Annotated in this window: 13 protein-coding genes and 1 riboswitch; of the genes, 8 read left to right on the top strand and 5 right to left on the bottom strand. The window is 67.9% G+C overall.

Annotation, left to right across the window (positions count from 1 at the left end; all coding sequences use genetic code 11):
- Window positions 1–123: 123 nt before the first annotated feature.
- The 3 genes from QX135_RS19745 to QX135_RS19735 all read right to left on the bottom strand — a co-directional run bounded on the left by QX135_RS19745 (window position 124) and on the right by QX135_RS19735 (window position 3,613).
- Complete coding sequence (locus QX135_RS19745) at window positions 124–987, bottom strand: xanthine dehydrogenase family protein subunit M (protein ID WP_315784049.1); 864 nt, start codon at window positions 985–987, stop codon at window positions 124–126.
- Window positions 988–1,315: 328 nt separating this feature from the next.
- The gene (locus QX135_RS19740) at window positions 1,316–2,524 is read right to left on the bottom strand and encodes an MHYT domain-containing protein (protein WP_315771839.1); all 1,209 of its coding nucleotides are present in this window, start codon (window positions 2,522–2,524) and stop codon (window positions 1,316–1,318) included.
- Between the two features lie 483 nt (window positions 2,525–3,007).
- The gene (locus tag QX135_RS19735; protein ID WP_315784044.1) at window positions 3,008–3,613 is read right to left on the bottom strand and encodes a 6,7-dimethyl-8-ribityllumazine synthase; all 606 of its coding nucleotides are present in this window, start codon (window positions 3,611–3,613) and stop codon (window positions 3,008–3,010) included.
- A gap of 77 nt (window positions 3,614–3,690) precedes the next feature.
- Window positions 3,691–3,884: riboswitch (FMN riboswitch) on the bottom strand.
- Between the two features lie 393 nt (window positions 3,885–4,277).
- Between QX135_RS19735 and QX135_RS19730 the strand changes: the two genes are divergently transcribed.
- Together QX135_RS19730 and proC are read left to right on the top strand one after the other, a co-directional pair.
- On the top strand, window positions 4,278–4,778 hold the full coding sequence (locus QX135_RS19730) for a YbjN domain-containing protein (RefSeq protein ID WP_315771836.1): 501 nt from the start codon (window positions 4,278–4,280) through the stop codon (window positions 4,776–4,778).
- A gap of 163 nt (window positions 4,779–4,941) precedes the next feature.
- Window positions 4,942–5,769: a pyrroline-5-carboxylate reductase gene (gene proC / locus QX135_RS19725; protein ID WP_316163769.1), complete on the top strand. Its 828-nt coding sequence runs from the start codon at window positions 4,942–4,944 to the stop codon at window positions 5,767–5,769.
- Between the two features lie 19 nt (window positions 5,770–5,788).
- Here proC and QX135_RS19720 read toward each other — a convergent pair whose 3' ends face one another.
- Together QX135_RS19720 and QX135_RS19715 are read right to left on the bottom strand one after the other, a co-directional pair.
- A complete protein-coding gene (locus QX135_RS19720; RefSeq protein WP_316179972.1) occupies window positions 5,789–7,105 on the bottom strand; it encodes a TAXI family TRAP transporter solute-binding subunit in 1,317 nt (438 codons plus the stop codon).
- Window positions 7,106–7,415: 310 nt separating this feature from the next.
- Window positions 7,416–8,654 (bottom strand): MFS transporter, encoded by a 1,239-nt coding sequence (locus tag QX135_RS19715; RefSeq protein ID WP_316179974.1) that lies wholly within the window; start codon window positions 8,652–8,654, stop codon window positions 7,416–7,418.
- 171 nt (window positions 8,655–8,825) lie between these two features.
- On the opposite strand from QX135_RS19715, the gene QX135_RS19710 reads away from it, so the two are divergent.
- From QX135_RS19710 to QX135_RS19685, 6 genes are all read left to right on the top strand, one after another.
- Entirely contained in the window at window positions 8,826–9,293 is a 468-nt protein-coding gene (locus QX135_RS19710) for a hypothetical protein (RefSeq protein WP_316179976.1), read from the top strand.
- Window positions 9,294–9,365: 72 nt separating this feature from the next.
- A complete protein-coding gene (locus tag QX135_RS19705; protein ID WP_316179978.1) occupies window positions 9,366–9,656 on the top strand; it encodes a hypothetical protein in 291 nt (96 codons plus the stop codon).
- Between the two features lie 10 nt (window positions 9,657–9,666).
- A complete protein-coding gene (locus QX135_RS19700; protein ID WP_316179980.1) occupies window positions 9,667–11,079 on the top strand; it encodes a TolC family protein in 1,413 nt (470 codons plus the stop codon).
- 13 nt (window positions 11,080–11,092) lie between these two features.
- Window positions 11,093–12,427: a copper oxidase gene (locus tag QX135_RS19695; protein WP_316179982.1), complete on the top strand. Its 1,335-nt coding sequence runs from the start codon at window positions 11,093–11,095 to the stop codon at window positions 12,425–12,427.
- A 47-nt stretch (window positions 12,428–12,474) separates the two neighbouring features.
- Window positions 12,475–12,933 carry a cupredoxin family protein gene (locus tag QX135_RS19690; RefSeq protein ID WP_315796948.1) on the top strand — a complete coding sequence of 153 codons (459 nt, stop codon included), beginning with the start codon at window positions 12,475–12,477 and terminating at the stop codon, window positions 12,931–12,933.
- Window positions 12,934–13,028: 95 nt separating this feature from the next.
- A complete protein-coding gene (locus QX135_RS19685) occupies window positions 13,029–13,325 on the top strand; it encodes a copper-binding protein (RefSeq protein WP_316179984.1) in 297 nt (98 codons plus the stop codon).
- Window positions 13,326–13,334 lie beyond the last annotated feature (9 nt).

The raw sequence follows: 13,334 nt of genomic DNA, 5'->3' as shown, positions 1-13,334 counted from the left end.
TGCGGGGAGGGGTCGGGGGTGGGGGTCCTCAGCGGCAGTGTCGCTTAGGGCTACCCCCCCTCCCCGGCCCTCCCCCACAAGGGGGGAGGGAGAAGAGAGAGTTCGCCGAGTGGCGATGTGCGTTCAGGTTGCCCGCCTCGCAGCGCGCTGCAGCGCGCGCATCACCATGATGCCGCCGACATGCGTGCGGTACTCGGCAGGTCCCCGCGCGTCGGAGGCCGGCTGCATGATCGCGCGCGCGGCGCTCGCCGCCGCCTTCAGCGCGGCATCGTCGAGCGTGGTGCCGATCACTGCAGTCGCCGCGTCGGTCGCCAGCAACGGCGTCTCGTGCAGATTGGTCAGTGCGATCACGCACGTCGCCACCTTGCCGCCAGCCATCGTCAGCACCACGGCGGCTGCGGCCGTCGCATAGTCGCCGACCTTGCGCTTCAGCTTCTCATAGGCGTAGCCGTGCCCCGCAGCCGGAAGCGGGATGCTGATGCCAGTCAGGATCTCGCCGGGCTCGAGCGCGGTGAAATAAGCGCCCTGGTAGAACTCGCGCGCCGCGATCTCGCGAACGCCGTTCGGCCCTTCGAGCCGATAGGAGGCGTCCAGCGCCAGCATCAAGGCCGGCATGTCGTTGCCGGGGTCGCCATTGGCGACATTGCCGCCGAGCGTGCCGCGGTAGCGCACCTGCGGATCGGCGATCAAGAGCGCGGTCTCGTGCAGGATCGGCAGCGCCTCACCGATGTCGGCAGACGCCAGCAGCTCGGCCTGCGTGGTCATCGCGCCGATGACGATGCGGTCGCCATCGCGGCGGATGCCCTTGAGCCCGGCGATGCCGTGCAGATCGATCAGATGCGCCGGGGTCGCCAGTCGCAGCTTCATCATCGGCAGCAGGCTGTGGCCGCCGGCGAGCGGTCGCGCGTCATCACCGAGGTCGGCGAGCAGCTTGATCGCATCGCTGACGCTCGCCGGCAGGTGATAGTCGAACGGGCCAGGAATCATGACGTTTCCTCTCCTGTGCTGGCCTGCTTTATCGGCAAGGCCGTCGCGTTGTTGCGGCGGGCGTTCGTGCTGCGAGAGCGAAGTGCGAACGCGGACGCATCGCGGATTGGCGCGGAGCGTCGATCGGGATCGCTGGCCGCGCAACGAAGCCGGCACGGAGAGCGGCGAAATCGCACGAAATGCGGCTGGTCGCGCACGAATTGCGTCAGCGAGGGCGACCCAATCGCGCGAGTGACGGCGTGAGCGGCCGCGCAAGACGCGCGCGCGGTGTTGCATGCGTTGGGGAGAATGGCGGCGCTCTGTTGCCGCAGCGAAACGAACGCTGAACTCAGGCCGGCCGCCGCAGCCCGAGCCGCGCCTTGACCTCGGCGACCTTGGCGCGGCTCACCGGCACGCGCGGCTTCGAGGGGCCATCGAGCTCGATGATCGCGCCCTCGCCTTCCCGACCGACGTAGATCACATGCTCGATCGCGACGATGTGGCTGCGGTGCACGCGGATGAAGCGGCCGGGATCGAGCTGCGCCTCAGCCTCGGAGATCGACCATGGGCACATCCGCTCCCGGGTGCCGTCGTGGATCCGCGTGTAGTGCGCATCGGCGCGCACGCTGCGCACGTCCCCGGCATCGATGAAATGGGTGCCGTTGGCGCCCTCCAGTGGCAGCCGCGCCGCGGTCGCGCGCGGCGGCTGGCCGATGCCCCCCAGCGGCGCCGCCGTCGCCCGGCTCGGAACGGCGACCTCGACGACCGGCTCGGCCGCCGTCGCGGCCGGCTCCGGTGCCAATTGCGGCGCAGCCTCGGCAACGGCCGGCATCGGCTGCGATTGACGGCGCGGGTCCGGCACCAGCGACAGCAAAAATCCGGCGACGATGACGAAGCACAGCACGGCGACGACGATCGCGAGCGCTTGCGGCGACGCAGCAAGTCCTGTTGCGGCGTGATGATGTCCCTCGCCCATCGGCACGACATGCATTCCCAGCATCGCCGTGTAATGCATGCCGGACACGGCGATGCCGAACGCAACCGCGCTGATGGCGAGCCGTAGCCCGTCCTGCCGCGCCAGGAAGATGCGCAGGCCGCCATAGGCGGCGACGATCGCAATCGCCACCGACAGCGCCACCAGCGCCGGATCATGCGTCAGCCCGAATGAGCCGGACAGGCCGTGCATGCCGACATAATGCATGCTGGCGATGCCGGCGCCGAGCAGCAGCGCGGAAGGGACGACGCGCCGGGGGGAGGGATCGCCGATGCTGACGAAGAACAGCGAGATGCCGATCACGAGCGCGCAGATCAGGAACGAGATGATGGTCGGCAGCACCAGATAGACGGCATCGGCCGGCAGTGGCGCCGCCATCATGCCCACGAAGTGCATGGTCCAGATGCCCACGGCCAGAATGCCGGCGGCGCCGGACAGCAGCACGCGCGCATTCTCTCCCGGACCGCTGCGGATGCGCGCGGTGAGACTGAAACCGGTATAGCCACCCAGGCTCGCGATCACGACCGAGAGCGCGACGAGATAAGGATCGTATCCTTCGATCATCCTTGTCGGCCGCCCGTCGCCACGGGCAAGCCTCCTCCCAGGAGGGATTTTACAGGGGTGGCGAGGAAATTGACAACACAAGGCGGGGAGCGTGAGGGGGCGTGGTGTCGCTGGGGTGGGGCAGACGACACGATGACTGATCGGCGCGGAGCAAGAGGCTGAATTCGAGCTCGAGCCGCGAGACGGTAAGCCCCCCTCCCCCTCGCGGGGAGGGGTCGGGGGTGGGGGGGGTCCACGAGTCGTGCTCTCGATGATGATCACTCGCATTCGAGAGGATGACGGCGATGACACACGCCATCGCATTCGTCTTGTTCGGTAAAGCAGAAGATGCACAAGACGAAGTTCGGCGCCCGGAGACCCCCACCCCCAACCCCTCCCCGCAAGGGGGAGGGGAGTTCACTGCCGTTGCCGTGAGATCTCGATCCCGGCGTTTCGATAGCGGGTGTGTGGCTAGCCTGAAGCCAGCCACACGACATCACCGCCTCAGATGATCCCCGCGGCCACCTGCCCCCGCAGCCGCTCCAGGCTCAGCAGCGTCTCGGCGCAGGCGGTCGCCACCTCGATGCCCTTGGTAGCAAAATGCTTGCGGAAGAACTCGAAATGCGCCTGCGTCTCGTGGAATTGCTGCGGCGTCAGCACCGCGGAGAACACCGGCACCTCGGTGCGCAATTGCACGTCCATCAGCGCCTTGATCACGGTGTCGGCGACGAACTCGTGGCGGTAGATGCCGCCGTCGACAACGAGGCCGGCCGCAACGATGGCGGTGTAGCGCCGCGTCTTGGCCAGGAGCTGCGCATGCAGCGGGATCTCGAACGAGCCTGGCACCTCGAAGATGTCGACCCGATCGCGCGGGATGTGGCGCGCCTCGATCTCGTCGAGGAAGGCGAGACGGCATTCGGCGACGACGTCGCGATGCCAGGCTGACTGCACGAAGGCGACGCGCTGCGGCTTGCTGAAGCGCGGATGCGACGGTGCCGGTGGCGACTCGTCGGGCGGTGACGCGACCGGCGTATCCGCCGGCGGCGACGTTCCTACGGTGATGGTGTCGGTGGGCGTATCAGTAGGCGCGTCTTGCAACATCTGATTCATGGTTGTCCTCGTCAGAGACCAGAATCAGGGCACACGGAACAACGACGCCCCCACGCTGGATTGCGCGGGGTGCCGGGACCCGTTCTCTTTCATCCGGACTGTGACCGTCGGCTTCGGAGTCGCACCGAATCTGCTGACCCTTCTCTGCACGACGCGGTCCGGAGAACAGAATTCTCCAGACCGTGCCTTGCCGAGAAGGCGCTCGCGGGCTCGCGCTCGACCGAGAACGCTTACCGCCGGTGGGGAATTTCGCCCCGCCCTGAGAACATCGGCCGCCCGGATGGACGGCCTGAATGAACTATGCAGGCGGTCGGCGGCTGCGGCAAGGCCTCACGCCCGCGGTCCGCGACGGGCGGCCATGCAGCCGCTCGCGGCCGTTGCCGCGGCCAAATCGGCTCGGACGGGGCGGTTGCGGCGAATCCGATTCCGTTTTGTTCTCATTCGGCCATGATTCCACAGGCCGGACAGGAGTTGTGGACGAAGCGGTGTTTGGCTGTGGACGGACTCGCCCCCCCGTTGCGCAGATTCCGCAAATCACATCAGTTTGTCCTCGCACGCCCGGGGTACCTCCGGGACTGCAAGCCGGGTCTCGAAGCGCCGAGAGGGCGTGGGCCGGGTCGCCGCGTATGTACCAACGAGATCAAGAAGACGAGGTCGAGACGGCATGTCCCTGCTCGAAAGCACTATCGATTCCACCGACCACCCGCTGAGCGTGGTCGAGACCATTGCGGCCGACAACAACTGGATGTTCGAGCGCTCCGGCGAGGACGAGATCACGATCGCCTCCAAGGGGCAATGGACCGACTATCAGCTCTCTTTCACCTGGATGGCGGAGATCGAGGCCCTGCATCTGGCCTGCGCCTTCGACATGAAGATTCCGGAAGCGCGCCGCGCCGAGGTGCAGCGGCTGATCGCCGCGATCAACGAGCAGCTCTGGCTCGGCCATTTCGACATCTGGACCCACACCGGCATGGTGATGCACCGCCAGGCCCTGGTGCTGCCCGGCGGGATCACCGCGTCGGGACTGCAATGCGAGAGCATGCTGGCCGGCGCCATCCACGCCTGCGAGCGCTATTTCCCGGCCTTCCAGTTCGTGGTCTGGGCCGGCAAGTCGACCCAGGAGGCCATGGCGGCCGCGCTGTTCGATACCGACGGCGAGGCGTAAGCCGCCGCCGCTTCCTCACACGCGGTGCCGTCCCTGCGCACGCAGGGACCCATACCGCGTGATGTCCGTCTGGCGCGCGACGCTTGTCGCTCTGCCCCTGCTCCACTAGAACCGCCGGTGGTTATGGGTCCCTGCTTTCGCAGGGACGACAGCGGAGTGCGTCGTGACATCAGCGGACAACAACCTGCTTCATCAGCTCACCGGCACCATCGTGCTGGCCGGCGCCGGCAAGATGGGCGGCGCGATGCTGACCGGGTGGCTGGCCGGCGGGCTCGATCCTGCGCGCGTGGTGGTGATCGAGCCGATGCCATCCGCGGAGATCACGGCGCTGGTGGCCAGGGGCGTCCGCCTCAATCCGACGGCGGCTGCGCCGGCCGAGGTCGTCATCGTCGCCGTCAAGCCGCAGATGTTCCCGGACGCCGGCCCCGCCTTGAAGCCGTGGGTCGGCGACGCGACGCTGGTGCTGTCGATCATGGCGGGGACGACGATCGCCGGCCTGCAGCAAACGATCGGCGGCGCGGTCGTGCGCGCGATGCCGAACACGCCCGCCGCGATCGGCCGCGGCATCACCGTGGCGGTGCCCGCCGCCAACGTCAGCGCCACGCAACGGGCGCTGACCGACGCGCTGCTGCGCGCCACCGGCGCGGTGGAATGGGTCGACGAGGAGGCGCTGATGGACGCGGTGACCGCGGTGTCCGGCTCGGGTCCTGCCTACGTATTTCTGCTCGCCGAGGAGCTCGCCCGCGCCGGCGTCGCCGCCGGCCTGCCCGAGTCCCTGGCGACGAAGCTCGCGCGCGACACCGTGTCGGGCGCCGGCGAATTGCTGCGCCAATCGGACCTGCCGTCCGCCACGCTGCGCCAGAACGTCACCTCGCCGGGCGGCACTACCGCTGCGGCGCTGTCGGTGCTGATGGGAGCCGACGGCTTCCAGCCGCTGCTGACCAGGGCGGTCGCCGCGGCCACGGCGCGCTCGAAAGAGCTCGCGAAGTAGACAACAACGAGCTGACAGCTCAGCGCGACGGCGTCGGCGGCCCGCCATGCTGCTGGCGCCATTGCAGGAATTGGCGGAACAGGGAGCTGCGCTCAGCCGGATCGTTGGACAGCTGTCCCCCGCTCTGGCGCACGAAGCTCTCGAACTGGGTCTGGCGCACGTCGGCAACCTGCGGCCGCGGCACCATGTTGCGCGCCAGCAGCCACTCGTCCGCCGCCTTGAACCGCTTCCAGTTCGGAATCGCGGCGACGATGCTCGACTCCCGCCATTTGGGATGCCGGGGCGGCTTCATGAACTCGTCGTAGTTGGCGAAGAACGCCTCGACGAAGCGCGCCACCTTGCGATAGCGCTCGGTATTCTCCGGCCAATTGTAGCTGACGAGCAGCATGCCGATCGCCACCGTCTCGATCGTCTCGCCGGGGTTGAGCAGGTTCGGATATTCCTCCGAGGACAACGTCGTGGGCAGATAGAGGTCCTGCAGCCGGCGGTCGTAGGGGATCGTCACCAGGTGCAGCGCGCGGTTGTCGTTCCTGATGCTGCGGGCGAGCTGGAACACCTTTCCGGTGGAGACGATGTAGGCGTCGGCGTCGCCATCGATCAGCTTCTGGATCGATCTGGCATCATCGGTCGCATAGTCGAACGACGCCGTCAGGCCGAGCCGGTTGAAGATCACGCGCGCGGAATAGAAGCCGACATCGGTCGGCGCGATGATGCGCTTGCCGTTGAGGTCGAAGATCGAGCGGATCGAGGAGCGCGCGATGACATGGATCTCGTTGTGATAGAGCCGCGCGATGTAGCGGAGCTGCGAGGTGATGTCGGGGATGCCGTATTGCAGGCGGTAGAATTCGGGCACGTCGGCTGCGACCGCGCCCATGTCGATGCTCTTCAGAAACAGAATGTCGGAGACGTTGCGCACCGGTCCCTTGCCGAGCACCGGCAGCACGCGGACGTTGGTCTGATCATCGAGCACGCGCGCCATGTCCGAGCCGAACACGGAGGTGGCGCCGCCGGCCGGCGCGGTGATGATGGTGACGGTGCCGTCGTTGACGTCGGTCGGGTTGGGCAGCCGCCATACGTCCGGCCCGCTGCCGGGCGCGGGCGACAGCGACGCCGGCAGGCCGGCGGGACGTGGCGGCGCGGGGATCACGGGCGCGCCGTTCGGCCGGGCGGCCGGGGCGACAGGCACGATGATGGAGCGGGTCGCTGCCGGGCGCGGCGGCTGCGGCGGTTGTTGTTGCAGCTGCGGCCACGCCTGCGCCGATGCCTGGCTCAGCATGAGTCCGGCTGCGAGCGCGGCGAGCACGACTTGCGAAGTTGCCTTCGTGACGATGGACATAGCGCAACGGCCTCCTGCACCATCGCGATGCCGCCGCAGCGTTCTCGACCGGTCCGGAGCATTCACCTCGAGGCCTGCCTGCGTCAGGCATGCGACGGGCGACCGCGGCCTCGGCTGAGACCTCGCGACAACCAAGCTCGCGATGCGGAGCACGCACGAGGCCAAATGGCCACGATCGGCTCCGATCGAGTTCCACAGTTGGGTGAGGTGATTCGATGAATTTGCGGCGGGCGCCGGGATTTTGTATGACGACGTGCATATAAACCGGATATTGGACTCCGGCTGTGGCTCCGCTGCAACGTCTCTTGTTTCAGGCCGCCAGCCGGTGTTGCCGTCGTGCCAGGATCAGCAGCGTCACGACGATGGCCAGGTTCAGGCCATTCCACGCGATGCCGTTGGCGAAGGCCGCCGAATAGGACCCCGTGGCGTCGAAGATGACGCCCGAGACCCAGCCGCCGAACGACATGCCGAACACCGAGGCGAAGATGATGATGCCGACCCGGGTGGCGGCCTCGCGTGCCGGCATCGCCTCACGCACGATGATCGCATAGCTCGGCACGATGCCGCCCTGGAACAGGCCGAACATGCCCGAGATCAAATAGAGCGACGTCAAGCCATCGAAGAACAGATAGAACAGAAGCGCAAAACCCTGCGCCAGCGAGCCGATCAGCAACGTCCGCATGCCGCCGACACGGTCGGCGAGAAAGCCGGAGCCGATCCGGCTGACGATGCCGAGCGCCATCATCAAGGACAGCATCTGCGCGCCGACAGCGACGCCATAGCCGAGGTCGCCGCAATAGGCGACGATGTGCACCTGCGGCATCGCCATCGCCACGCAGCAGGCGATCGCGGCGATGCTGAGCAGCACGGTCAGCGCGTTGGTGGAGATCGGCAGCTCCAGTTGCGGCGGCGCCGCGCCGGCATGGTCCTGCGCGCCGGCACCGTCCATGCGCGCGCGCAGCACCAGGAGCAGCGCGCTCATCGTCACCGCGCAGAAGACACCGAGCGCGACATGGCTGGCGCGCCAGCCGATCTGCTGCACGCCCCAGTTCACCAGCGGCGGCCACACCGTGCCGGCGACGTAGTTGCCCGAGGCGACGATGGTGACGGCGAGGCCGCGATAGCGCACGAACCAGTGCGACGCCTCGGCCATCAGCGGCGCGAAGGTGACGGACGAACCGATCCCGATCAGGAAATACACCGCCTGAAACTGCCACAGCGTCACCGACGCGCCGGCGAGCAGATAGGCGGCCGCGGTGCAGGTGATGCTGAGGGCCATCGCGGTGACGATGCCGAAGCGGTCGGTGATGCGGCCGACGACGACGCCGCCGAGGCCGAAGCCGAACATCGTCAGCGTATAGGCCAGCGAGACCGCGCCGCGGCTGGCGGCGAACTCGGCCTGCACGACCGGTAGAACGACGACGACGGTCCACATCCCGGCGCCGCCGATGGAACCGATGACGAGCGCAAGCGCCAGCCGCGCCCAGGCCTGGCGCGAGTCCGGAATGAAATGAGGCGCTTCCTCGAATCTTGTATTGGGTCCGTGCACGATGTCCGCAACTTCGTTGCCGCACCGCATCAGGTCAAGCCACATTGCTGCGGCATTGGGCATGCAGAAGCAGCGCAACAGGAGGGATCTGCACGATCACGGTCCGGCCCTCTTGGCGGCGCCGCGCTTTATCATTAGGTTGCGCGGCGGATCGGAGTGATTTGGGCGCGCATGTCGTTGGGACTGACACGGAAGATGCTGATGGTGGCGGGACGGCTGCTCGTCCTCGCTTACCTCGTCTGCGTGCTCAGCCCGGGCGTGGCGCTCGCGCTGGGCGATGGGGCGGCGCCCTGCTTCGACGAGACCGTCGTTGCCGTTGCGGCCACTCATCATGACGCGGCTCATCACGAGATGATCTTGGCGGCGATGCCGCAGGTAGAGACCGCGCACGCCCATCATCATGATCACCCTGTTGCAGACGCTGGGATGCAGGCGCCAGCTCCCGCGCCGTCGCACCACGATCACAGCAAGATGCCGGGCCCCTGTTGCGCCATGATGTGCGCGGTGGGCCTCGCTGCCGCGCTGCCGGCGGTCACCCTTCCCGCTTCGTTCGCCGCCACCAGCGTGACCCCGCGCGACGAAGGCCTGCCCGGTCGCACGCCGCCGCGCCTGTATCGGCCCCCCATCGTCCTGGTCTGAGCGAACGACGCCGGCTTCGTGCGCGTGTCGCGCGCGGCTGCTCGCGATTCATCGACAGACCAAGGATACCTCATGTTGTCGCAATACATGGCGACGCCCGCTGCCGCATCTCCGGCGCGGCGCAGCCTGCCATTCTCCGTTGCCGCCTGCGCATTGACGCTGCTTGCCGCGGCGAGCCTCGGCGCCTGCCAGCCGCGCACGATCGCATTGGCCGGGGCTGATCCGGCCGATCCGGCGGCGAACGTTGCGCCCGTGCGCATGTCGGGGGTCGTCGGGCCCTACACGCCGCTGCGCCCGGCCGCGCCGGCCGCCTGGGGCCAGCGCACCGACCCCGGCGCACCGCGCCTTGAGCCGAGCCGCTAAGGAGCGCCACATGCAGGGGATCATCAGGCTCGCGGCGCTCGCCGCAGCACTTGCGCTCGCAGGCTGTGCCTCGTTCTCGCCGGACGGCGGCATGAGCGCCGTCGCGGACATCACCGGCCACACCACCGGCAAGGAGGTCGCCTCCGTGAGAGGCAATGACGACGCCGAACGCGTCCGCGCTGCAACGCGCCGCCTGCTCGCCCGGCCCTTGTCGGCCGATGCCGCCGTGCAGGTCGCGCTGTTCAACAACAAGGGCCTGCAGGCGGCCTACAACGCGCTCGCGCTCAGCGAGGCGGACATGGTCGAGGCCAGCCTGCCGCCGAACCCGACCTTCTCCCTGATGCGCATCAGCGGCGACGGCGCGCTGGAGGCCGAGCGCCAGGTCGCCGGCGACATCCTGGCGCTCGCCACCTTGCCGCTGCGCTCGGAGATCGCGCGCGAGCGGTTTCGCCAGGCCCAGTTGAAGGCCGCGCTGGCGACGTTGCGGCTCGCCGCGGAGGTGCGCCGCGCGCATGTGCGCGTCGTCGCCGCCAACGAGCTGGCGGCCCTGCTGGTCGAGGCGCAATCGGCCGCGGAGGCGACCGCGAAGCTCGCCTCGAAGCTCGGCGAGACCGGCGCGCTCAACCGGCTCGACCAGGCCCGCGAGCAGGTGTTCTATGCCGAGACCACGGCCGAGCTCGCCACCGCCCGCCGTGCCGCAGGAAGCGCCCGCGAGCGGCTGATCCGGCTGATGGGCCTGTGGGGCGACGATCTGAATTTCCGCCTGCCCGACCGGCTGCCGGCACTGCCGCGCCGGCCGCTGAGCCAGCCCTTCGTCGAGGCCGATGCCGTCGGCCATCGCATCGATCTGCAGATCGCCCGCCTCGAGCTCACGGCGCTCGCCACATCGCTGCAGCTCAGCGAGGCGACGCGCTTCGTCACCCTGCTCGATCTCGCCGGCCTCGATCGCAAGACCGTCGAGCCCGACGGCCGCGTCATCCGCGAACGCGGTTACGACGTGCAGTTCCAGATCCCGATCTTCGACGGCGGCGAGGTCCGCGTGCGGCAGGCCGCGGAGACCTACAACATCGCCTTCAACCGCCTCACCGAGCGCGCCGTCACCGTCCGCTCCGAGGCGCGCGACGCCTATCGCAGCTACCGCGCGGCCTTCGACATCGCCGGCCATTACGCCCGCGAGGTGCTGCCGCTGCGCCGGATCATCAGCGAGGAGATGCAACTGCGCTATTCCAGCATGCAGGTCGACATCTTCGCGCTGCTGCTCGAGGCGCGGCAGCGCCTGGCGTCACGCCGCGCCGCGATCGACGCCGTCAGAGACTTCTTCCTCGCCGAGGCCGAGCTGTCGGCTGCGGTCAATGGCGGAGTCGCGAGCAGCGAGGACAGCGCACAGCAGACCGCGAGCGCAGTCGCGCCCGGCAACGACTGACAGGAGAGCACGCATGTTTTCACGCCGCACACTGCTCAGCTCCGCGGCGCTGGCCGGCGCCTCCGCCGTCTCCGGCCGGGTCCAGGCCGCCGCCATTCCCGAAGCGCCGGTGATGGACAAGGCGGTGATGCAGCCCCCGCTGCATCCCAGCGCCGGCCCGGACTATCAGCCCGTGGTCACGCTCAACGGCTGGTCGCTGCCGTTCCGCATGAACGGCGACTGGAAGGAATTCCATCTCGTCGCCGAGCCGGTCACCCGCGAGTTTGCGCCCGGCATGACCACGCATCTGTGGGGCTATAACGGCCAGTCGCCGGGCCCGACCATCGAGGCGGTCGAGGGCGACAAGGTCAGGATCTTCGTCACCAACAGGCTGCCGGAATACACCACCGTCCACTGGCACGGCGTGATCCTGCCCTGCGGCATGGACGGCGTCGGCGGCCTGACGCAGCCGCACATCAAGCCGGGCAAGACCTTCGTCTACGAATTCGAGATGAGGCACGCCGGCACCTTCATGTATCACCCGCATGCCGACGAGATGGTGCAGATGGCGATGGGCATGATGGGCATGATCGTCGTGCATCCGCGCGGGCCGCAGCCGCCGCCGGTCGACCGCGACTTCGTGTTCGTGATGTCGACCTATCGCATCGAGCCCGGCAGCTACCTGCCGAAGGTCACCGAGATGACCGACTTCAACATGTGGACCTGGAACGCGCGGGTGTTTCCCGGCATCGATCCCCTGCCGGTGCGGCTCGGCGATCGCGTCCGCATCCGCATCGGCAATCTCACCATGACCAACCATCCGATCCACCTCCACGGCCACAAGTTCAAGGTGATCGGCACTGATGGCGGCTGGCTTCCCGAAACGGCGCAATTCCCGGAGACCACGACCGACGTGCCGGTTGGCGCGGTGCGCGTGCTCGACTTCACCGCCGACAATCCCGGCGACTGGGCGTTCCACTGCCACAAGTCGCATCACACGATGAATGCGATGGGCCACGACATGCGCAACCTGGTCGGCGTGCCGCGCAAGGAGCTGGCCGCCGCCGTCGGCAAGCTCGCGCCCGACGGCATGGTGATGGGCAACACCGGCATGGCGATGGGCAGCATGGAGATGCCGGCGCCCGACAACACCCTGCCGATGATGACCGGCAGCGGTCAGTTCGGGCCGATCGAGATGGGCGGCATGTTCACGACCGTGAAGGTACGCGAGGGCCTCGCCCGCGACGACTACCGCGATCCCGGCCCTTATCAGTTCCCGCAGGGCAGCGTGGCCTATGAGGTCGCAAGCGCACCGGAGCCGGTGCGGCGAAGCGACGGCCCACCGACGCAGGTCCGCACCCAGCGCTGAATTCACCAAGCACCGCATCAACCGACGACCACCATCAGGAGATCTCCATGAAGACTGCATTCGCGATCAGCGCAATGGCGGCGGCCGCTCTGATCGTCGCACCGGCCCGTGGCCATGAGCAGCACGGATCGCGCGGCTATTCCGCCGGCGAGCCGGGCGATCCCAAACAGCCGTCACGCACCATCGAGGTGCTCCTCAGCGAGATGGAGTTCACGCCAGCGCGCATCGAGGTCAAGCGCGGCGAGCAGATCCGCTTCGTGCTGCGCAACACCGGCAAGGAGGATCACGAGTTCCTGCTCGCCACCAAGGCCGAGAACCTGAAGCACGCCGCGGTCATGAAGAAGCACCCGCATATGGAGCACGACGAGCCGAACGGCACCCGGCTCGCGCCGAACAAGACCGCCGAGCTGCTGTGGCGGTTCACCAAGCCCGGCACGTTCGAATATTCCTGCCTGATCCCAGATCATCGCGAGTTCGGCATGACCGGCCACGTTGCCGTGAAGTGACGGATGAAGCCGTCTTGACAAGGCGTAGGGCGGATCAGCGCAGCGTCATCCGCCCTACGCCTCGCTATGAGTTCACCAGTAGAAGGAAACACATCATGAAGACGTTCTCTCAGCTCACGACCGCCGCCGCGTTGGTTCTCGCTCTCGCGAGCCCTGCCCTCGCCGCCGAGGCGATCAGCGGCGACGTCAAGAAGGTCGATGAGGCCAACGCCAAGATCACGCTCCACCACGGCCCGGCCAAGAGTCTTGGCATGGACGAGGCCATGACCATGGTCTACCGCGTCAAGGACGCCGCGCTGCTGAAAGGCCTCAAGGCCGGCGACAAGGTGAAGTTCGAGGCGGTCGAGGACGCCTCCGGCTACACGGTGACGAAGATCGAGAAGGGCAAGTAGCAACGGGCA

This window comes from Bradyrhizobium sp. SZCCHNR1098 (genome assembly GCF_032489375.1).
Taxonomy (GTDB): Bacteria; Pseudomonadota; Alphaproteobacteria; order Rhizobiales; family Xanthobacteraceae; genus Bradyrhizobium.
This window is presented reverse-complemented; position numbering and strand designations above follow the sequence as displayed.

Coding starts and splice junctions, on each gene's coding strand:
- QX135_RS19745 (WP_315784049.1), bottom strand. CDS start 987: ATGATTCCTGGCCCGTTCGACTATCACCTGCCGGCGAGCGTCAGCGAT.
- QX135_RS19740 (WP_315771839.1), bottom strand. CDS start 2,524: ATGATCGAAGGATACGATCCTTATCTCGTCGCGCTCTCGGTCGTGATC.
- QX135_RS19735 (WP_315784044.1), bottom strand. CDS start 3,613: ATGAATCAGATGTTGCAAGACGCGCCTACTGATACGCCCACCGACACC.
- QX135_RS19730 (WP_315771836.1), top strand. CDS start 4,278: ATGTCCCTGCTCGAAAGCACTATCGATTCCACCGACCACCCGCTGAGC.
- QX135_RS19720 (WP_316179972.1), bottom strand. CDS start 7,105: ATGTCCATCGTCACGAAGGCAACTTCGCAAGTCGTGCTCGCCGCGCTC.
- QX135_RS19710 (WP_316179976.1), top strand. CDS start 8,826: ATGTCGTTGGGACTGACACGGAAGATGCTGATGGTGGCGGGACGGCTG.
- QX135_RS19705 (WP_316179978.1), top strand. CDS start 9,366: ATGTTGTCGCAATACATGGCGACGCCCGCTGCCGCATCTCCGGCGCGG.
- QX135_RS19700 (WP_316179980.1), top strand. CDS start 9,667: ATGCAGGGGATCATCAGGCTCGCGGCGCTCGCCGCAGCACTTGCGCTC.
- QX135_RS19695 (WP_316179982.1), top strand. CDS start 11,093: ATGTTTTCACGCCGCACACTGCTCAGCTCCGCGGCGCTGGCCGGCGCC.
- QX135_RS19690 (WP_315796948.1), top strand. CDS start 12,475: ATGAAGACTGCATTCGCGATCAGCGCAATGGCGGCGGCCGCTCTGATC.
- QX135_RS19685 (WP_316179984.1), top strand. CDS start 13,029: ATGAAGACGTTCTCTCAGCTCACGACCGCCGCCGCGTTGGTTCTCGCT.